Origin of the sequence: Paraburkholderia sp. PGU19 (assembly GCF_013426915.1) — a bacterium.
Taxonomy (GTDB): domain Bacteria; phylum Pseudomonadota; class Gammaproteobacteria; order Burkholderiales; family Burkholderiaceae; genus Paraburkholderia.
In genome coordinates, this window is record NZ_AP023181.1 from 333180 (window position 1) to 353893 (window position 20714).

At 60.1% G+C, this 20714-nt stretch carries 16 protein-coding genes and 2 pseudogenes; 13 read left to right on the plus strand and 5 right to left on the minus strand.

All coding sequences use genetic code 11. The annotated features are described in order from the left end of the window. Nucleotides 1–88: 88 nt before the first annotated feature. Both H1204_RS31405 and H1204_RS31410 read right to left on the minus strand, forming a co-directional pair. A complete protein-coding gene (locus H1204_RS31405) occupies nucleotides 89–1114 on the minus strand; it encodes an aminoglycoside phosphotransferase family protein (protein WP_180734452.1) in 1026 nt (341 codons plus the stop codon). Nucleotides 1115–1145: 31 nt separating this feature from the next. Further along, on the minus strand, nucleotides 1146–2108 hold the full coding sequence (locus H1204_RS31410; protein ID WP_180734453.1) for a C-terminal binding protein: 963 nt from the start codon (nucleotides 2106–2108) through the stop codon (nucleotides 1146–1148). A gap of 526 nt (nucleotides 2109–2634) precedes the next feature. On the opposite strand from H1204_RS31410, the pseudogene H1204_RS31415 reads away from it, so the two are divergent. Then, nucleotides 2635–3803 (plus strand): annotated as a pseudogene (locus H1204_RS31415) (porin). A gap of 79 nt (nucleotides 3804–3882) precedes the next feature. Here H1204_RS31415 and H1204_RS31420 read toward each other — a convergent pair. After that, nucleotides 3883–4794 carry a LysR family transcriptional regulator gene (locus tag H1204_RS31420; protein WP_042311524.1) on the minus strand — a complete coding sequence of 304 codons (912 nt, stop codon included), beginning with the start codon at nucleotides 4792–4794 and terminating at the stop codon, nucleotides 3883–3885. A gap of 127 nt (nucleotides 4795–4921) precedes the next feature. Here H1204_RS31420 and H1204_RS31425 point away from each other — a divergent pair, with 127 nt between their 5' ends. The 6 genes and pseudogenes from H1204_RS31425 to H1204_RS31450 all read left to right on the plus strand — a co-directional run bounded on the left by H1204_RS31425 (nucleotide 4922) and on the right by H1204_RS31450 (nucleotide 11794). Beyond that, a complete protein-coding gene (locus tag H1204_RS31425; protein WP_180734454.1) occupies nucleotides 4922–6109 on the plus strand; it encodes an acyl-CoA dehydrogenase in 1188 nt (395 codons plus the stop codon). Nucleotides 6110–6115: 6 nt separating this feature from the next. After that, nucleotides 6116–7354: a CaiB/BaiF CoA-transferase family protein gene (locus H1204_RS31430; protein WP_180734455.1), complete on the plus strand. Its 1239-nt coding sequence runs from the start codon at nucleotides 6116–6118 to the stop codon at nucleotides 7352–7354. Nucleotides 7355–7433: 79 nt separating this feature from the next. Next, nucleotides 7434–9097 (plus strand): annotated as a pseudogene (locus H1204_RS31435) (electron transfer flavoprotein-ubiquinone oxidoreductase). Nucleotides 9098–9110: 13 nt separating this feature from the next. Then, nucleotides 9111–9953 carry a 3-hydroxybutyryl-CoA dehydrogenase gene (locus tag H1204_RS31440; protein ID WP_180734456.1) on the plus strand — a complete coding sequence of 281 codons (843 nt, stop codon included), beginning with the start codon at nucleotides 9111–9113 and terminating at the stop codon, nucleotides 9951–9953. A 128-nt stretch (nucleotides 9954–10081) separates the two neighbouring features. Further along, nucleotides 10082–10831: an electron transfer flavoprotein subunit beta/FixA family protein gene (locus tag H1204_RS31445; RefSeq protein ID WP_180734457.1), complete on the plus strand. Its 750-nt coding sequence runs from the start codon at nucleotides 10082–10084 to the stop codon at nucleotides 10829–10831. Nucleotides 10832–10846: 15 nt separating this feature from the next. Beyond that, a complete protein-coding gene (locus H1204_RS31450; protein WP_180734458.1) occupies nucleotides 10847–11794 on the plus strand; it encodes an FAD-binding protein in 948 nt (315 codons plus the stop codon). A 46-nt stretch (nucleotides 11795–11840) separates the two neighbouring features. Here H1204_RS31450 and H1204_RS31455 read toward each other — a convergent pair whose 3' ends face one another. Beyond that, nucleotides 11841–12893, minus strand: coding sequence for a LacI family DNA-binding transcriptional regulator (locus H1204_RS31455; protein WP_042313728.1), 1053 nt, complete (start codon nucleotides 12891–12893; stop codon nucleotides 11841–11843). Between the two features lie 722 nt (nucleotides 12894–13615). Here H1204_RS31455 and H1204_RS31460 point away from each other — a divergent pair. From H1204_RS31460 to dctA, 6 genes are all read left to right on the plus strand, one after another. Continuing rightward, the gene (locus H1204_RS31460) at nucleotides 13616–14899 is read left to right on the plus strand and encodes an MFS transporter (protein ID WP_180734459.1); all 1284 of its coding nucleotides are present in this window, start codon (nucleotides 13616–13618) and stop codon (nucleotides 14897–14899) included. A 26-nt stretch (nucleotides 14900–14925) separates the two neighbouring features. Then, a complete protein-coding gene (locus tag H1204_RS31465) occupies nucleotides 14926–15912 on the plus strand; it encodes a fumarylacetoacetate hydrolase family protein (RefSeq protein ID WP_243468925.1) in 987 nt (328 codons plus the stop codon). Nucleotides 15913–16011: 99 nt separating this feature from the next. Next, nucleotides 16012–16362, plus strand: coding sequence for a hypothetical protein (locus tag H1204_RS31470; protein WP_180734461.1), 351 nt, complete (start codon nucleotides 16012–16014; stop codon nucleotides 16360–16362). Between the two features lie 179 nt (nucleotides 16363–16541). Continuing rightward, entirely contained in the window at nucleotides 16542–17081 is a 540-nt protein-coding gene (locus tag H1204_RS31475; RefSeq protein ID WP_243468926.1) for a cytochrome b, read from the plus strand. A gap of 535 nt (nucleotides 17082–17616) precedes the next feature. After that, nucleotides 17617–18585, plus strand: coding sequence for a LysR family transcriptional regulator (locus H1204_RS31480; protein WP_180734463.1), 969 nt, complete (start codon nucleotides 17617–17619; stop codon nucleotides 18583–18585). After that, complete coding sequence (dctA, locus tag H1204_RS31485) at nucleotides 18582–19889, plus strand: C4-dicarboxylate transporter DctA (protein WP_180734464.1); 1308 nt, start codon at nucleotides 18582–18584, stop codon at nucleotides 19887–19889. The genes H1204_RS31480 and dctA overlap by 4 nt, the downstream gene beginning before the upstream one ends. Before the next feature lie 39 nt (nucleotides 19890–19928). On the opposite strand, the gene H1204_RS31490 is transcribed toward dctA, so the two are convergent. Further along, nucleotides 19929–20711: a substrate-binding domain-containing protein gene (locus H1204_RS31490; RefSeq protein WP_180734465.1), complete on the minus strand. Its 783-nt coding sequence runs from the start codon at nucleotides 20709–20711 to the stop codon at nucleotides 19929–19931. Between the last annotated feature and the right edge of the window lie 3 nt (nucleotides 20712–20714).

Consider the following 20714-nt stretch of genomic DNA (forward strand, 5'->3'; position numbering starts at 1 on the left):
CTCCTGTTCTTTATTATTTGCCGCCGTCCTCGATGACACTTTCGGGTGTATCGACGTCAGCATCTACGAGGGGCGTTCCTGCTACGGTTCAAGCCGGTCGAGACTGAATCTGTTCCTCGAATGCCGCTGCCACCTGATATAGATAGCCGGCTGGCTGCAGCAGCAATCGGGTGGCCACCGCGCGAACGTGATTGCGTTGCGCCTCGTCGGTCAGATACTCCACCGGCGACTTGCCGTCGACACGCGCGAGCAGCAACGCAGGCAACAATTCAGCGGTTCGTGCTTCAAGCGTTGCGCGCAGTTCCCAGTCTGCTTCGTCGAAATAGGCTTCCGTCAGTGCCTTGAACGAAGCGATCAGCGCATCCCGCTCACCAGGACGAACTAGGCATTTGAGCAACAGATGGTTCAGGCAGAATGCGAGGTCGAAGGCCGGGTCGCCAAACCACGCGCATTCGGCATCGAGCAACACCGGTCCTTTGGGACCGACAAGAATGTTCTTGGGACTCACGTCGCCGTGTACGAGCGCAGTTCTTATGCTCGCAGTTCGCTGCGCCAGATACTGGAGTCTCGATTCGAGTTCTGGGTGACGTTTCGATGTAGCGATCAGATAGGGATCGAGACGCAGTGCCCGAAAGTTATCGAGCGTGTCGAACCTCTCCCGCAGTTCGCCATTGTCGGCACTGACCGCGTGCAGACGGCCTACGAGCCGTCCGACAGCGCGGGCTGTCTGGGGCTCGACCTGGCCATCCATCAATTGCTGCTTCCAGACGGGATGCGCGTCCGGCGCAAGAAATGACATCGCGAACACGCCGAGCTTTGCGTCGTGTGCGAGAGGGGTCGGCACGTTGTCGGGACAGTGCTGTGCAGCAAACTCCATCCAGGCCCATTCATCGGCGTTGCGTGACACGGGTGCTTCCCAGCATGCCGATACCTTGAGTGTGGACAGGGCGCGCTTGACGCATAGTGAGCGCGTCGCGACATCGACACGCCATATATCGGACGACACGCCACCAGTCAGAGGGTGCCAGCTGGCTGCCTCATCCTTGCGCGCGAGACCGTGCTCGACGAGAAACGCATCGAGCTGAGGGTCAGAGCTATTCGATTGCATCATCATGAGTTGTTGGGAATAGAGCGGTTGAAAGCGGTTACGCTGGCGACAGATTGCATGGGTTGTGTGGTGTCTGGCCGCGTAGTACCCGCACCACTTCTTCAGCCGCTCGTCTACGAAGCTCCAGCAACGATGCATCAGACGAAAACGCGACATGGGGCGTCAACATGGCGCCGCGCTCGCGCAGCAATTCCCCCGGTACGACTGGCTCGGATTCGAGTACGTCCAGCGCTGCCGCTGACAGTTGACCGTTCTGTAGTGCTTCGATAACGGCGTCGGTATCAACGATGCCGCCACGGCTCACATTGATCAACAGGCTGCCGCGCCGCATGCGCGCAATCCGCTCGCGGTTGATCAGATGCCGGGTGCCGTTGGTGAGCGGAGCATGCACGATCACGATGTCGCTATTCGTCAGAAGTTCATCGAGTTCAACGGCTTGCACGCCCGCTACGTCATCACGCAGAAATGGATCATGAGCGAGCAGTTGGCAGCCGAAGGCGCCAAGCTTGCGGGCCGTTGCGCGCGCAATGCGACCGAAGCCGACGAGTCCGCAAGTGAGTGCGCCTAGCCGACGCAGTCTGGCATCGGCGGGAGACCAGTGCCCAGCGCGGACCTCCCGATCGAAAAGGATCAGTCCGCGTGTCCATGCGAGCGCAAATCCGACGGCATGATCGGAAACCTCTTCGACACAGTAGTCCGGCACGTTCGTGACGAGAACACCGCGAGCGGTGGCGGCGTCCACAGCAATGTTGTCCAGCCCCACGCCAAGCCTTGCAACGATCTGCAGCCGCGCAGAGGCCTCGACGGCGTTGGCCGACACGGGTGCCCAGCAGGTAAGGATTGCAGAAGGGCGATGCTCTCGCACCATCGCTTCGATTTCAGACGCGGGCAGCGGAGCGGCCGGTCCGCTTATCAGCTGCATGCCGGCGGATTCGACGATATCTCGCTCGACGCTGTCGTCGGGCCACGCATAGTCGGTCAGGAAAACGGTATCGCTCATGGGAATTGAACCTGATGTTGATTGGACATGCTTGCGCCCTGGCGCTGAGGTTTGCCGTCATCGTTTGGGCGACTGACTGCGGCCGTTCTCGTCGGCAGAAAACAGGACGCCCACGAACGAACTGCTCGAAGTTTGCACTAACGTTAGCACGACATGTCGAAGATTCCAAGCAGGCAATTGCCCGGGATAGCAACCTTGGACATGAGGGATTTACGCGTAAACCCTTTGAAAATGTGCTCAAAAACCCGATTGACACATAAAAAAACCGCAACTAGACTCGGCTCATCAGTGCTAACGTTAGCGCCAAAATTGAAAAAATTGCACGTGACTTGAACTGCCTGCTGGGGAGATCCAGCCACTCGACAGCGAGCGATTAGTACGACAACGACGACAGGAAACAGCGACGTGCCAAAAAAATCCATGTTTGAAATCATGTGACGTGGCTGTGCGGCGCTCGATGCCGCTCCTTGAAGGTGTAGCACCCCGGAAAACAACCTAAATATCACGACTGGCAGGAGACAAACGAATGAAGAGGCTTCTTGTACCCGCAATTTGCGGCTGCATGGGTGTAGCAGCACATGCACAGAGTTCCGTCACACTCTATGGGCTGATCGACAATGGCGTGTCGTACGTCAGCAATCAGCGCACGGCAAGCGGCGCGGGTCACAGCAATGTCTTTGCTTCGTCGGGAAACATAGTTGGCAACCGGTGGGGGTGACGGGTAGCGAGGATCTGGGCGGTGACCTGCAAGCGATCTTCAAACTCGAAAACGGCTTTACGGGAACCAATGGTGGTCTTCAGCAGGGCGGGCGCCTGTTCGGCAGGCAGGCGTGGGTTGGGATGTCGAGTACCTACGGCGCGGTCACGCTTGGCCGTCAATATGACTCGGTCGTGGACTATCTTGCTCCGAGAAGTCTCGCGCAGAGCTTCGTTGGCGGTCTCGAATTCATGCATCCGATGGACAACGATAACTTCGGCGACTTCTTCAGGCTCGACAATGCCGTCAAATACGCGAGCCCCGATATTAACGGGTTGAAGTTCGGCGGGTTGTACGCGTTCTCGAACAAGGCGGGCGATTTTGCGGACAATCGCGCGTTCAGTGCGGGCGCGACTTACAGCCACGGTCCTTTCACGTTGAGCGCAGCGTATATGCGCATCGACAACCCGGGAGATGGCGCAGCCGGAGCACTCGACGGTTCATCGACTTCGGGCGATGCGACGTTTCACGCGGCACGCCAGCAGGTGTGGGGTGTCGGCGGCGCGTATGTGATCGGTCCGGCGACGTTGGGGCTGGTGTGGAGTCACTCGCGCTATGACGATACGACGGCCGTGTATCGCGGCAGCACGCTTGCGCCGGCGCCCACGGGATCGCCCACCGACCTGAGCTTCGACAACTACGAAGCGAACATTCGCTATCTGATTACCCCGGCCTGGGTGGTGGCGGCATCGTACACATTTACGGATGGATCGTATTCGAATGCATCCATGCACGCGAAGCCGCGCTGGAATCAGTTCAACCTGATGACATCCTACTCACTGTCCAAACGTACCGATGTCTATCTGATGGCTGAGTATCAGCATGTGACAGGGGCGGCGGGAACGATTTTCAGTGGCGCGTTCATCGGTGGCAGCGGCGGCCCTTCGTCGACCAGCAAACAGGTCCTCACAAGCGCGGGGTTGCGCGTGAAGTTCTGATTGCTGCGCTCCGGGCGGGTGGCATCCCAAATAGGCTACCCGTCGCCGCCCCCAGCAAAACCATTTCACGCAAGCACGGTCACTCAAGCCCCATTGGTTTCCGGTACTGCTCTGCCTGAGTGGTGATCCAGTCGCGAAACACCTTCAACGCCGCGTTGTCGGCCTTGCGCTCGGGATAGATGAGGTAGTAGGCCTGATTGCTCAGATGCTCGTGGGCCGCCGCCTGGATCAACACGCCGCGCTGCAGTTCGTCTTCGATAAGCAGGCGAGGGATGAGGGCGATCCCAATACCGTGAATCGCTGCTTCGGCGAGCATCGAAAACAGTTCGAACCTCGGGCCCGACATATCTCCTTCGACCTGCATGTTGTGCGAAGCAAACCAGTCACGCCATGCATAGGGACGCGTGCTCTGTTGCAGGAGCGGGTAACGCCGCCAGTCCGCCGTTGCGAGCCTGGTGCGTGGTGCAAGCAGTTTTGGGCTGCACACGGCGATCAGCCTTTCGCGCATCAGGAAGGTGCCTTCCGTTCCTGGCCATATCGCTGCTCCAGCGTGAATCGCCGCGTCGAATTCTGTGTCGTCGAACAGGAACGGGCGCGTGCGGACCGTGAGATTGACGGTAATGTCCGGATACTCGCCGATGAAGTCGGGTATTCGGGGTAACAGCCACTTTGTCGCGAACGTCGGGACGACCGCCAGTTCGAGCGATCCGCCATGGCCGCCCTTGGCCATGAGCTCCAGTGTGTCCCTCTCAACGTCATCCAGGCGTGATGCAACCTTGCGGCTATAGATCACCCCCGCCTCGGTGAGGCTGACTCCGCGCCGGTCGCGTCGAAACAGCTTCACGCCCAGGAATTCCTCCAACGAGCCGATCTGACGGCATATCGCGCTTTGTGTCACGGCCAGTTCGTCTGCCGCCTTGGTGAAACTCTGATGGCGAGCGGCCGTCTCGAATGCAGATAGCGCTGCCGTCGAAGGAATTTTTCTGCGCATGCTTGTGACTCGCATCGTTCTTGATTGACCTGTGCGATTTTCGCACAGGTCCGTGCGAACAAATCGTTTGAGACCGTGGAAAAGTGGCTGTAAATTCGCTTCATGCCAATTTTATTTTGAGTATGAAATGAGCGTACAGCACAAATCGCCGTCGTTTAAGTGGGACGATCCACTGCTGCTGGATCAGCAACTGACGGAGGAAGAGCGCCTTGTGCGCGAATCGGCCCATGCGTATTGTCAGGAACGTCTCGCACCGCGTGTGCTCGATGCTTTTCGTCGTGAACATACGGACGCCGACGTCTTCCGCGAGATGGGCGAGCTTGGACTGCTGGGCGCGACGATTCCCGAAACCTACGGTGGCGCTGGTCTCAACTATGTTTGCTATGGGCTCGTCGCGCGCGAAGTGGAGCGGGTCGATTCCGGCTACCGTTCGATGATGAGCGTGCAGTCGTCGCTAGTCATGGTGCCCATCAACGCGTTCGGCAGTGAAGCCACCCGGCAGAAGTATCTACCCAGGCTGGCGAGAGGCGAATGGATCGGATGCTTCGGCTTGACCGAGCCGAATCACGGTTCCGATCCGGGCAGCATGGTCACCCGTGCCAGGAAAGTCGACGGTGGCTATCTGCTGACGGGCAGCAAGATGTGGATCACGAACAGTCCCATCGCCGATGTGTTCGTCGTCTGGGCCAAGGACGACGAAGGCGCGATCCGGGGATTTGTGCTCGAGAAAGGATGGAAGGGACTTTCGGCACCCGCGATCCACGGCAAGGTCGGCTTGCGTGCGTCGATTACCGGTGAGATTGTGATGGATGATGTGTTCTGCCCGGAAGAGAACGCGTTTCCGGACATCCGTGGTTTGAAGGGCCCGTTCACCTGCCTGAACAGTGCGCGCTATGGGATCGCCTGGGGCGCGTTGGGCGCGGCTGAAGACTGCTGGCATCGCGCGCGACAGTACGTTCTCGATCGCAAGCAGTTCGGCAAGCCGCTCGCGGCGAACCAATTGATCCAGAAGAAGCTGGCCGACATGCAAACGGAAATCACGCTTGGTCTACAGGGGTGCTTGCGGCTTGGCCGCATGAAGGACGAGGGCACGGCCGCCGTCGAGATCGCGTCGATCATGAAACGCAACTCATGCGGCAAGGCGCTCGACATCGCCCGTGTTGCGCGCGACATGCTGGGCGGCAACGGGATCAGTGACGAATTTGGTGTTGCACGGCATCTGGTGAACCTGGAGGTGGTTAACACGTACGAGGGTACGCACGACGTCCACGCGCTCATTCTCGGCCGCGCCATCACCGGCATTGCAGCGTTCTGATCCGCCATGAACGGGATACCGAATCAAGGGGCGCTCGACGGGCTGCGCGTACTCGATCTTTCTCGCGTGCTGGCCGGTCCATGGGCGAGCCAGTTGCTGGCCGATCTCGGCGCTGATGTGGTCAAGGTCGAACGACCGGGCACGGGTGACGATACGCGTGCCTGGGGGCCGCCCTGGCTGAGCGATGAAGACGGCGAGTCGACTGGCGAGTCCGCTTACTATCTCTGCGCCAATCGCAACAAGCGGTCGGTGACGATCGACCTGAGTGAACCGGATGGACAACGGCTCGTGAAGGAGCTCGCCAGCAAGGCAGACGTCGTGGTCGAGAACTTCAAGGTCGGCGGACTCAGCCAGTATGGTCTGGATTACGCGAGCCTCAAGGAACTGAATCCGCGTCTTGTCTACTGCTCGATAACGGGATTTGGCCAGACGGGACCCTATGCCGCACGTGCTGGTTACGACTTCCTGATCCAGGGCATGGGCGGGCTGATGAGTCTCACAGGTCGTGCGGATGGCGCGGAAGGGGAAGGCCCGTTGAAGGTGGGCGTCGCGCTGACGGACATCACGACGGGACTGTATGCAACGGTGGCAATCCTTGCTGCGCTTGCGCGTCGCGAACGGTCTGGCATGGGGCAGCACATTGATCTCGCCTTGCTCGACGTGCAGATTGCGTGCCTTGCCAACCAGGCGACGAATTACATCGTGGGCGGCGTGGTGCCTCGCCGCATCGGGAACGCGCACCCGAACATCGTGCCGTATCAGGATTTTCCGACGGCCGACGGTCACATGATCATCGCGGTCGGCAACGACAGTCAGTTCGCCAGTCTCTGCGCGGCGCTGGGCAAACCGGAATGGAGCAAGGACGAACGCTTTGCCAGCAATCCGCAGCGCGTGAAGCACAGGAACGAGCTCATTGCGATGATGTGTGGCATCACGGTATCCCGTGCGACGGGGGATTGGATAGCCGCGATGGAAGCCGCAGGCGTGCCGTGTGGTCCGATCAACAATCTCGACCAGGTGTTCGAAGATCCGCAGGTGCAGTCGCGCAACGTGCGCATCGAGATGTCACACCCGTTGGCGAAACACGTCGCGTTGGTTGCAAATCCGATCCGTATGTCGGAGTCGCCGGTGCAATACCGACAGTCCCCGCCGACGTTGGGGCAGCACACGGGTGAGGTCCTTCAAGACTGGCTCGACATGGCCGAAGCCGATATCGATGAACTGCGCCGCACGAAGCTACTGTAGATACCCGCGCATCGGAAAACTAACCGATGCCGAACGCGCTGTGAGCGGGAGCGGCGCGGTCAGACTGGAACCTTGATAAATGAATCCCCCCGAACCTGGCGGCTCGCGCGAGTCGATGGAGTATGACGTGGTGATCGTCGGCGGCGGCCCGGCGGGGCTTGCTGCTGCGATCAGGCTCAAGCAACGCGCCGTGGAGAAAGGTGTTGAGATTGGCGTCTGCGTGCTCGAAAAAGGCTCGGAAATTGGGGCGCATATCCTCTCGGGCGCCGTGATGGACCCCGTGCGCTGAACGAACTGATTCCGGACTGGAAGGAAAAAGGCGCGCCGCTGGACGTCGAAGTGACGGAAGACCGATTTTTGTTTCTCTCGGAAACGGGCGCGAAATCGGTGCCGAACTGGGCGCTGCCGGACAATTTCAAGAATCACGGCAACTATGTGATCAGTCTTGCGAACGTCACGCGCTGGCTGGGCCAGCAGGCTGAAGCGGCGGGCGTCGAGATTTTTCCGGGTTTTGCTGCCGCTGAAGTGCTTTATAACGATGATGGCTCGGTCAAAGGCGTCGCGACGGGCAATCTCGGCATCGGCAAGGACGGCGAGCCGACCGAAAACTTCCAGCTCGGCATGGAACTGCACGCGAAATACACGCTGTTCTGCGAAGGCGCGCGTGGGCATCTCGGACGGCAACTGTCGGACAAATTCAAGCTGCGCGACGGCGCCGACCCGCAGGTCTACGGCATCGGCATCAAGGAACTGTGGGAAATCGATCCGGCGAAGCACAAGCCGGGTCTGGTGATCCACACGGCCGGCTGGCCGCTCGATACGCAGACTTACGGCGGCTCGTTCCTCTATCACATCGACAATAACCAGGTGATGGTGGGCTTTGTCGTCGGCCTGGGTTATTCGAATCCGTATCTGTCGCCGTTCGAGGAGTTCCAGCGGTACAAGACGCATCCGTCGATTCGCGCGTTCCTTGAAGGTGGCAAGCGCGTGTCGTACGGCGCGCGGGCGATCACGGCGGGCGGCCTCCTGTCACTGCCGAAGCTCGCTTTCCCGGGCGGTGCCCTCGTGGGCGACGATGCAGGCTTCCTGAACGCGTCGCGGATCAAGGGTTCGCACGCGGCAATCAAGACAGGCATGCTCGCCGCCGACGCCGCGTTCGACGCCGTGCAGGCAGGCCGCCATAGCGACGAACTGGTCGCGTATCCCGAGTCGTTCAAGACTTCGTGGCTGCACACCGAACTCTATCGCGCACGCAACTTCAAGCAGTGGATGAGCAAGGGCCTGTATCTCGGCACGCTGATGGTCGGCATCGAACAGAAGCTGCTGGGCGGCAATGTGCCGTGGACGCTACACCACCAGCATTGGGATCACGAGATGCTGAAGCCGGCATCGCAATGCAAGCCAATCGAGTATCCGAAGCCGGATGGCAAGCTCACGTTCGACCGCCTCTCGTCGGTGTTCATCTCGAACACGAATCACGAAGAGAATCAGCCTGCGCATTTGACGCTCAAGGACCCGACGGTGCCGGTGAAGGTCAACCTGCAAACCTATGCAGGCCCTGAAAGCCGTTACTGCCCCGCCGCCGTCTATGAGTTCGTGAAGAACGACGACGGCAGCGAGCGCCTCGTCATCAACGCGCAAAACTGCGTCCACTGCAAGACCTGCGATATCAAGGACCCGACGCAGAACATCGTGTGGGTGACGCCCGAAGGTGGCGGCGGTCCAAACTATCCGAACATGTGATTGAAGGGAAGATATGCAAACGATCGGAATTGTAGGTGCCGGACAGATGGGAAGTGGCATCGCGTTGGTTTGTGCAACTGCCGGTCTCAACGTGATCCTCAATGACCTCGACGAGCGCACGGTAGAACGCGGCATCGAAGGCATTTCGTCCACGCTTGCGCGGATGGTGTCGAAGGGTAAAGCGACTTCGGACGAAGCGACGGGAGCGTTGGCGCGAATCAAGGGAAGCGCAGTCCTGACGGAACTCGTCGAATGCGATCTTGCGATCGAAGCCGCGACCGAGAACGTTCAGGTCAAGGAGGCGCTTCTGAGGAAGCTGGATGCCATCATTCAGCCAGGCGCGATCATCGCGACCAACACTTCGTCGGTATCCGTCACGAGACTCGGTGCGACGCTCGCTGACCCGAGTCGCTTCATCGGGATGCACTTCTTTAATCCCGTTCCCGTCATGGCACTGGTCGAAGTCATCCGCGGGCTGCAGACCAGCGATGTCACGTTCGATGCGACTATTGCCCTTGCGAAGCGCATCGGGAAGAGCACGATCTGCGTGAAGAATTCACCGGGCTTCGTCGTCAATCGCATCCTGATACCGATGATCAATGAGGCAGTGTTCGTCCTGCAGGAAGGTCTTGCTGGCGCGGCAGAGATTGATGAGGGCATGAAGCTCGGCGCAAATCATCCGATCGGACCGCTGGCGCTGGCGGACCTTATCGGGCTCGATACGACGCTCGCGATCATGAACGTGCTGTACCGGGATTTCAACGAGCCGAAGTATCGCCCGGCGCCGTTGCTCAAGGAAATAGTGGACGCGGGTTACCTCGGGCGAAAAAGCGGGCAGGGCTTTCACACTTACTAACCACTGCTCGATGCGAACTCGGGTCGAATAGACGTGGAGTGTCCGGCGACGGGCTCCCTTTCGACGCATCGAATTACGTCGAGCAGATGTCGGCGGAGACGACCGTTTAATGTTGAGGATGAGATATCTTGAAGATCATCGTTGCTGTCAAAAGAGTAGTTGACTACAACGTGAAGGTCCGCGTGAAGTCGGACAACACGGGTGTCGACATTGCGAATGTGAAGATGTCGATGAATCCGTTCGATGAGATCGCCGTGGAAGAAGCCGTGCGCCTGCGCGAAGCGGGCGTGGCGACGGAAGTGATCGCCGTGTCGGCGGGCGTGACGCAATGTCAGGAAACGCTGCGCACGGCGCTGGCGATCGGCGCGGACCGCGCTGTGTTGATCGAGTCAAATGAGGACCTTCAACCGCTGGCTGTGGCGAAGCTTTTGAAAGCGCTGGTCGACAAGGAACAGCCGCAACTGGTGATTCTCGGCAAGCAGGCCATCGACGACGATTCCAATCAGACGGGTCAGATGCTGGCCGCGCTGGCCAATCTGCCGCAGGCGACGTTTGCATCGAAGGTTGTCGTGGCGGATGGCAAGGCGACGGTGTCGCGCGAAGTCGATGGCGGCGCGGAAACGTTGTCGCTGACGTTGCCCGCAGTCATTACGACCGATCTGCGCCTGAACGAGCCGCGCTACGTGACGCTGCCGAACATCATGAAGGCGAAGAAGAAGCCGCTCGAAATCGTGAAGCCCGAAGACCTTGGCGTCGATGTCACGCCGCGTCTGAAGACGCTGAAAGTCAGCGAGCCGCCTAAGCGCTCGGCTGGTGTGAAGGTGGCCGATGTGTCCGCGCTGGTCGAGAAGCTCAAGACCGAAGCTAAAGTTCTCTGAAGCACGGGAAAGAACATGACGATTCTGGTAATTGCTGAACACGACAACGCGGCGCTGAAAGCAGCGACGCTGAACACGGTCGCTGCCGCGCAGAAGCTTGGCGGTGACATTCATGTCCTGGTGGCAGGTCACAACGCACAAGGCGCGGCTGATGCGGCTGCGAAGGTGGCAGGCGTGGCGAAGGTGTTGCTCGCCGATGCGCCGCAACTGGCAGCAGGCCTCGCGGAAAACGTCGAAGCGACGGTGCTGAACGTCGCGAAGGATTACTCGCACATCCTCGCGCCGGCTACGGCCTACGGCAAGAACATCGCGCCGCGCGTTGCTGCAAAGCTTGACGTCGCGCAGATCAGCGAAATTACGGCTGTGCTAAGCGCCGATACATTCGAGCGTGCGATCTACGCAGGTAACGCAATTGCAACAGTCCAGTCTCAAGACCCGATCAAGGTCATCACAGTGCGTGCAACAGGCTTCGATCCCGTCGCAGCGGAAGGTGGTAGCGCATCCATCGAGAAGATCGACACAGCGGCTGACGCAGGCATCTCGCAGTTCGTGAGTCGTGAAGTCACGAAGCTGGATCGTCCAGAACTGACGAGCGCGAGCATTATCGTGTCGGGTGGGCGCGGCCTGGGAAGTGGCGAAAACTACACGAAAGTGCTGAAGCCGCTGGCCGACAAACTCGGCGCAGCAATGGGCGCATCACGCGCGGCCGTCGATGCTGGCTACGTGCCGAACGACTATCAGGTCGGCCAGACCGGCAAGATCGTCGCGCCGCAGCTTTACATCGCGGTCGGCATCTCCGGCGCGATCCAGCATCTCGCTGGCATGAAGGACTCGAAGGTCATCGTCGCGATCAACAAGGACGAAGAAGCACCAATTTTCAGCGTCGCGGATTACGGTCTGGTCGGCGATCTGTTCACACTAGTGCCCGAGCTTGTCGACCAGCTTACCGGCGCTCATCCCTAGACGCATCAGTGGATCTGAGAGCATGACCACCGGGCGTGACAGCCCATCAAACCGTGGCTCCACGCATCGAGGCGCGCGTCGATGCCTTCGCCACGGGCCCGGGTTTCCGTGTACTGCCGCGCAAGATGAGTGTCGCGGGCGAGATCGACGTGTACGGCGAAGCGCTGGCCGAATTCTGGCGGATGTGATGGACAAACCAGAGCCCGCAGGCGGTGGCAAGGTCGTGTACGGGCAGCCCCACCGTGGTGAGTCCCGGTCCCCACCACCGGAACCCAAGTTCGTCGCCGAATCCGACGACCGACAGGTCATCGGGAACCCGCACGCCTTGGGCCGTCAGTTCTTCGAGGATGCCCTGGGTCATCTGGACCGAACCGGCGACGATCGCCGTCGGACGCTTGGGCAGCGATAGCAGCCTCCGGGTCGCGCTACGGCCGAAGTCGGCGTCGCTGGGCGCGCCAAGTTGCACGAGGGCGGGCTCCACTGACTCACCACCCGGAAGCGCGTTGTGATAACCCTTCAGGCGTGCCGAACCGGTAGGCAGCTCGTCGGTGCCGCCGATGTAGCCGATCCGGCGATGACCTAGCTGCACGAGATGACTGGTCGCCTCGAAGATCGCCTGCGTATCGTCGATGCCGAACCATTGGTCACCGATCGTAGGATGTCTGCGCAGCAGTTGCACGTGCGGCGACAGCTTGAGCAATCGTACTGTTTCCCGGTGGGGCTTTGCGGTCGGCACGATGATGATCCCCGCGACATTCGCGCTGGCGAGTTCACGAACGCTGTGTAACTCGACCATCCGGTCGTCGTCGGTTTCCGAGAGCGCCAACTGATATCCGGCTGCCTGGAGGCACTTCGACAGCGCATGGGCGATGGTCGCGTAGAAGCCGTTCCTGATATCCGGCAGGACAAAACCGACGAGGTTGCTCGAGACGCCGCGCATCATGCGCGCAGCCAGATTGGCCACGTAGCCCATTTCCTCTGCCACTTCATTCACCTTCTGTTTCGTGGCTGCGCTGATTCGTGGGTCGTCGGCGAGCGCCCGTCCTACCGTCGAGGGCGAAACCTGCAGGCGAGCGGCGATGTCTTTGATCGTGATCATAAGATGTCCATGGAAGGCTTTTTATAACGATAGCACAACGTTTGCGTCCTACCGGCCAAACCCCCAACTCGCTTAGCTGGCCGCACACAGCGACGCGGCTTCGAACGGCCTTCTGGGGCTCATGGCAAGCCTGTCGCGCTGAATCAAAGGCCGAATCAATCGAATGATCAGTCAATTTCCACCGAATATTTCTGTCCTTGAATGCTAACGTGAGCGCGTGTCGAATAGATATATTTATTTGACGAGCATAGAAAGCGACACTATTATCGTGCTAACGTTAGCGCAGTGAGTGCATGACAGTACGTGAAAACCGGCAGCGGCCATCGAGATGGCGGTAATGGATTCGCACCGGGTGTCCGTCGAACGCAGGTGATCGATTGGGCTGCTTGTGAAGAGGAGATGGACGCGATGTTTGAAGAAGGGTCCTTGCGGTTTCATGTCGAAAAGTGGTTCGGGCGAACCGCTATTTCGTCATTGGAAGTCAGCCGCGTCTGGCCTGAAAGGCTGGGGCGAAGCCGATGTGTCCGGGTCGTGTCGTCGAATTCGCGTAGCACCGTGACGATCTTTTTCTTCCAGCACGGCGACGGTAGATGGAGTGTCTCGCCACCCGATATCAGACGCGCAACGTTGGCGCTTTCAAACCGCTAGCGCCATGTGCGGTAGCCCCTGGCAACGCAGCACTGAACGACGACTAAACAAATGCAATACATGGAGACACCACAATGAATGCACCTCGACATGACGTCCGCCGCGAGCGCAGGACACTCGCGCTTCTCGGCATTGGGTTTGGACTGGTGGGCTTCGATCGATGGCTGCTGGCTCCGCTTTTTCCACACATCATGCGCGACCTCGGGCTGAACTATTCGCAGCTGGGCAGCCTCGTGGGCATACTGGGCGTCGCGTGGGGCCTTTGGTCGATCGCGATGGGGCCGCTTGCCGACCGCATCGGTCGAAAGAAGATCCTGGTGACGACGATGATCGCTTTCTCGCTGCTGTCCAGCCTTTCCGGATTGGCAACGGGCTTTATCAGCCTGCTGCTATTGCGTGCGGCGATGGGCGTTGCCGAAGGCGCATTCACGCCAGCGAGTATCGCGGCGAACAGTGAGGCTTCGCTGCCGGCCCGTCGCGGACTGAATCAGGGGATTCAGATCAGCATGATTCCTTTGATGGGTCTCGGCTTTGCGCCCATCGTCGCCACACAGTTGCTTCAGGTCGTTCCGAACTGGCACTGGGTGTTCACGCTGTCGGCGGTTCCCGGACTGATCGTTGCAGCGCTTATCTGGCGCTACGTGCGTGATCAGGTTGCGTCCACGGTACGCATGTCGCACGAACCTGTCGAACGGCCGCGCTGGACTGCGCTCTTTGCCAACCGGAACGTCACCGTCGCGACGATCGCGATTCTGTGCGCGATGAGCGGGATCTTCGTCATAGGCGCGATGGTCCCGACGTACCTGGTTTCTGTCGTCCATCTCGACATGCGAAGCATGGGATTCGTCGCATCGGCAGTGGGATTTGGCGGATTCATTGGGTGCTTTGCGCTTGCTGGCCTGTCGGACTTCATCGGTCGCCGGCCAACGGCCTTGATCGGATTCGTCTGTGCGGCCGCTCTTTTGTATCTGTTCTCGTACACAGGTCCCAATCCGGTTTTGCTGTTCGTTTTGCTGTTCGGTGTCGCAATGTTCTCGATGGGTCTGTTGAGTCTGCTTAGCGGTCCCGTCGCGACGGAAGCTGCTCCCGTCGGACTCATCGCGTCGACGATCGGATTCGTGTCGGGCGTGGGCGAGACGTTTGGCGGCGGGGTAGCCCCCGTCATCGCAGGGTTCATTGCGCAGCATTTTGGTCTTGCACGTACGCTTGATTTCGCGCTTTACAGCCTGGCCGCAGGTGCAGTGGTCGCGTTCTTCCTCATCGAAACGGCACCGCGCAAGCGCCGTGACGGGAATACACAGACGCAGCCTGCGCCGGACAGTATCGGAGTCGTCATCGCACGTAACGGTGACGCATGATTCGCCCCAGCGAAACGACCACTGCCATGCTTCCCGTCCTTGTCAATGTTTCAATTGCTCAATGCATTCCGTTTCCCGCGTTGTCGATTGGCACGCATGCACTCGCATTAGCCCATTGGGCGCATCTTGGCTTTCGCGGCACGGGCTGCATCGAGACTTTCTTGCGCGAGTGGGAGGCAAACGCACCCTCGCTCAAGCAGATCTGCGCTGACCCCGCGACCACCGAAGCGATCGTGAAACTTGGCGTGCCGCACTCGAACTTTCGAGTGCATTCCCCGGTAGCGCCCAGGCAGGTCTATTGCACGATTGGCAACTACCGCGACCAGCTTCTGCAAGCTGCTCTCGATGCCGACGATGGACCGGACGGTCCGGGCGCTGCCGCACGCCGCGAAGCGGCGCTGAATTCCATTGAAGCGCGGCGTCGCAATGGCGCGCCATACATCTGCATCAAAGGTGCAGCGTGCGTGTCTGGACCTCACGATCCCCTGGCTATCTCACCCGATCTCGAGACGCTCGACTGGGAAGTGGAGATCGGTGTCGTGATCGGTAAGAGGGCAGCGCATGTCCGGGTTGAAGATGCGTTCGATTGCATCGCGGGCTATTGCATCGTCAACGACATCACATTGCGCGATCGCGTTTTTCGTCGGGATGCGCCGGCGATGGGCACGGACTGGCTGCAATCGAAATCACGTCCGGGCTGGCTTCCTGCCGGGCCATGGATGGTTCCCACATGGAATGTCGGCGATGCGACGCAACTCCGGTTATGGCTTCGTCTGAACGGGTCCTTGATGCAGGACGGCCCTGTCAGCGACATGATCTTCAGCATTGGCGAGCAGATTGCCTGTCTTTCGAACTCGACACGGCTGGAGCCCGGCGACCTGATATGCACTGGCACGCCGGCTGGCATTGGCAGCCACCATGGTCGTTACTTGCGTCCGGGTGATGTAGTCGAGGCGGGTATCGAAGGTCTTGGGTCCCAGCGGGTGATGTGCATCGGACAGTCAAACGCTTGATCAACGCGTAGCTGAGTAGAACAGGTCTGGTGTCTTTCCAGGCCTGGAACTCTGTAGTTTGTTGAAACCTACAACATACATTTCATAGAGGAGATCACCATGCGGAAAGGTTCACGACATTGGGTCGCGGCGTTGCTGATATCAGCCGTGCCGCTCGTGGCGGAAGCACAGGGGGAGATGCCGAGCGCGCCAGCGCAGTCGAAGCCGGATGCAGCGACGGCGTCGGCGAGCAGAGCTGATAGCAAGGCACAGAAGCAGGCGCTCAAGGAACAACGAAAGGCTGAGAGAAAGCAGGCACGTCAAGTCAGGAATGCCGAACTGAAGAACCTCGAGCGAAACGGTTATGGGCCGCAGGCAGCGCCTGACCAGTATCCCGAGAACCTTCTTAATGCCGAGCGCAAGTCCGCCCCTCAGAAGGCGATCCCCGTGGGGCCGGCATCTTCGAACTGATCATCTCTGGCAGCATCATTTCGTAATAGATCCAGCATGCCTACATCGGCGGACCTTGGGGCAAGCGCCTGTCCGCTCGCCGCCAATAGGCTCCGGTTAGCCCCGGCGAAATAAACCATCAAGGAGTTGAAATGGAACGGAGACAATACACGTCGATCGCGAAGGTTCTCCACTGGACGATGGCCGTAGTGATCATCTGTGCATGGATTGCGGGGTATTACTCCAGCACCCTGAGCTTGCCGCAGAAAATCCAGGCCGACAGCATCATGCTGCACAAGTCAATCGCGACGATCACGTTGTTTCTGCTGGCAGCGCGGATTCCCTGGCGGCTCATTCACGGCGCGCCGGAGGCGTCGTGCGGCGTTCCCTCGCTAGAGCGCGCAGCAGCGCGTTTTGGGCACCTGCTCCTGTATATATGCATGCTTGTGCTGCCAGTTTCGGGGTGGCTCTGGAGTTCGGCGGCGGGATTCAAGATTCCGGTTGCCGGTCTTTTCTTCTTGCCGCCGTTGATGGACAAGACCCCTGCGCTCGCACCTATCTTCAAACAGATGCACATCTACGTGGCATACGCGATTGCCGTCCTGGTCTGTGGGCATGTATTTATGGCGTTGAAGCACTACTTTGTCGACCGCAGCGATTCCCTCGAATCGATGCTGCCGTCCTGGTGCATTCGTCGGAGAGAGAGCAGTGAGCAGAAACATCAATCGTCCACTGGCTAGATAACGGTGGCAGCAAGGTTTGTATGAGAAACAGGCGAGCAGAAGCGGAGTAGAGAAGGCGATAACCTTTCCGGTTCGGCAAGTGATTCATGCGTGGCGTAGCCGATATAACAAAGCGAGCCGGTAGTCAGACAGACTTCCGTCCCATTCGCGCGCGAGAGCGCGAATTTTTTGCCCGGCGATCGCCGGGTTCTTTTTTTCGCGAGCGATGCATCCAGTTTGCACTTGGTCCCGGATACAGTACTGTAAGGCGGGCAGGGCGCCAACCGCATGTGCCCCGGTGGTGACCTGCGGCGCTGAGCTAACTGTTTGACCAGTCCCGTAGCTCCCGGCGTGGACAGACAGTACCTCGTTTTTATACTTTGCGGAGTAGCGTAGGGGCCGTCACTCGACGGGTGAACATAATCAGCCTTAATGTAAGCCCATCGCTCCTCAACTGCGGAATTCACGGAATCTAACGCGGCACGAGCAATATTGTCGGTCGAACTCGTCTGGATTCACGCAAAATATCAATACCGACAATGCGGAGATGGGCGTGGGCGTAAACTTCGACCTGAATGACCTGCAGGCGTTTCGAGCCGTTGTGGAACTGGGAAGCTTCCGCAAGGCCGCCGATGCGGTCAACATTTCCCAGCCGGCCTTGAGCCGCCGCATCGACAAGCTCGAGGCGGCACTCGGCGTGCGCCTCTTCGAGCGCACCACGCGCAGCGTCACGCTCACCACCGTCGGGCGCGTGTTCGCCCCGAGCGCGGAGCAACTGCTCGACGATCTCGACGTCGCGCTGCTTGGCATCCGGGATGTCTCGTCGAGCCGCCTGGGCCATGTGACTATCGCCTGTGTACCGTCGGTGGCCTACTATTTCCTGCCGAATGTCGTCGCGAGCTATCACAGCCGCTTTCCGCGCATCAGGGTCAAGCTGCTGGACTCCAGCGCAAATGAAGTGCTTGGCGCCGTCATCAGTGGCGAAGCCGATTTTGGTGTGAGCTTCATGGGCAGCCAGGAGTCCGAGGTCGAGTTCAAGGTCCTGTTGCAGGAGCGCTTCGTTGCCGCGTGCCGTCGTGACCATCCGCTCGCGCGCAAGAAGCGTGTGTCCTGGAGCGAGCTTTACGAGCACGAGTATGTGTCCGTCGACAAGACCTCCGGCAATCGCCTGCTGCTCGATCAAGCGCTCTCCGCCGTGGCCCCGCGCGTGCCGAGCGTCTGCGAGACGCGCCACGTCACTACCATGCTCGGGCTGGTCGAAGCGGGGCTCGGTGTCGCGGCGGTGCCTTCGATGGCCATGCCCGGGCGCGATCACCCCATCCTCACGAGTGTGCCGCTGGTCGATCCCGTGGTGAAAAGGCGCGTGGGAATCGTGACACGCCGCGGACGGCCGCTAACGCCGGCCGCGCAGGAGTTTTACCGGACCATCATTGAAATGAAGCGCGGCGTTGTCGTGAACGGGGATGTCAAGGGCAGTCGTGTGAACACGAAAGAGAAGCCTGGAAGGAAGACAGCATCGTGACGTTGGCAAGGCCACTTCGGTTGCTTTACGTGCAGGTCTTGATGGGCATGGCGCTCGGCATGAGCTTGGGCCACGTGTGGCCACAAGCCGGCGCTTCGCTCAAGCCACTCAGTGACGCGTTCATCGGTCTGGTGCGGATGATGATCGCGCCGATCGTCTTTTGCACCATCGTCTCAGGTATCACGTCGCTCGCAAGCGGCACAACGATCGGACGCACGATCCTCAAGGCACTGGCGCTCTTCTATTTCCTGACCGCCATCGCGCTCCTGATCGGCCTTGCAACCGCATACGCGTTGCGCCCCGGCGCAGGCATGCACATCGATCCGCATCATCTGGACTCGAACCTCCTCGCGCAATTTGCCGCACGCTCGCAGCCGCGCGGGGTCGAGGAGTTTGCGTTGAGCGTGATCCCCGAGACGCTCGTCGGCGCATTCGTGAAGGGCGAAGTGCTGCCAGTGCTTCTGCTTTCTCTGCTCTTCGGCTTCGCGCTGAACGCGAACCCGCGTGCGGGGCGGCCGGTGCTCGAACTCATCGATGGGGTCGCCAACCTACTCTTTCGCATTCTCGCGATGATCATGCGGCTTGCTCCCATCGGCGCGTTCGGCGCGATGGCATTCACCGTGGGCCGCTTCGGCATCGGCTCGGTCAGCTCGCTCGGTATGCTGATGGTGTCGTTCTATCTGGCGTGCCTGCTGTTCGTGGCACTGGTCCTTGCGCCGCTCGCACGGCTGCACGGCTTCGCGCTCTGGCGATTGCTACGCTACCTGCGCGAGGAGCTCGCGATAGTTCTCGCAACCTCTTCGACGGAACCCGTCCTGCCGCGACTGATTGTGAAGCTGGAGGCACTTGGCTGCGACAGGGGGAACGTCGGCCTCGTCCTGCCGGCAGGCTACTCATTCAATCTTGACGGCACGGCGATCTATCTGACGCTCGCTTCCGTGTTCATCGCGCAGGCGTGCGACGTACCGCTTACCTGGCCGCAGATTGCGACGATGCTCGCCGTCATGCTGCTCACTTCCAAGGGTGCGGCCGGCGTGTCCGGCAGCGGGCTCGTCGCGCTCGTCGCGACGTTGACCGTGATTCCGGATTTGCCCGTCGCCGGGGTGGCGCTACTGGTGGGGATCGACCGGTTCATGTCCGAGGCGCGCGCCCTGACAAGCGTGATCAGCAATGCCTGCGCGGTAATCTTCGTTTCGCAGTGGGAGGGGGCTTGCGACCGTGGGCGTCTTTTCCAGATGCTGCGCGGCCCAGCCCCGCGCGACGCGGACGACGCCGACGCCCCCGCCACGAACACGCCAGGCTGACGGGCAGGCGGCTCACGGCACGCATTCCCGTTCGCCGTATCAATGCATAGTGACGGAATCGAGCCCGGTCGATTTCACTTCGGGCTGCGCTTCGGGCGAGGCGAGATAGTCGAGGAGGGCTTTGGCCTCCTTCGGATGCTGTGCGCCGATGGGGATGCCAGCAGCGTAACGCGTGACGGACTGCAGGGACTCGGGAATCTTTCCGACGTACGTCGCGCCCTTGACGGGCAGCAACTCGCTCACCTGCTGGAAGCCGATTTCGTAGTCGCCGTTTGCCACCACCGACGCCACCGGAATCCGCGGGATCATCTTCGCCTTCGGCTTGACCTGATCCTCGATGCCGAGCTGCTTGAACAGCTCGCGCTCGATATAGACACCGCTCGCGCTATCCGAGTAGGCGATCGACTTCGCGTGGAGCAGGGCTTGCCTGAGCGCTTCGACCGAGCCGATGTCGGGCTTCGCCGCGCCTTCGCGCACGACCATGCCGATGCGCGAATCCGCCAGTTCGACCCGCGATCCGGGGACGATCTTGCCTTCCTTGATCAGATCGTCGAGTGCGTAACCGACCATGATCACGACGTCGGCGGGCTCGCCGCGCTCGAGGCGGTTGGGAATCGCCTCGGGCGATTTGCCCATCGAGGGCCCAAGCGCGGTGTCGAGCGTATTGCCCGTAGCGGACGCGAATCTCGGGCCGAGCAACTTGTACGCGGCAGTGAAACCGCCCGAGCTCATGACGTGCAGGTCGGCGGCCTGCACGTTCGCTGCGGCGGTCGACATTGCCACGAGCGCCACGGTACAAAGTTTCAGAAGCAGGTTTTTCATGGA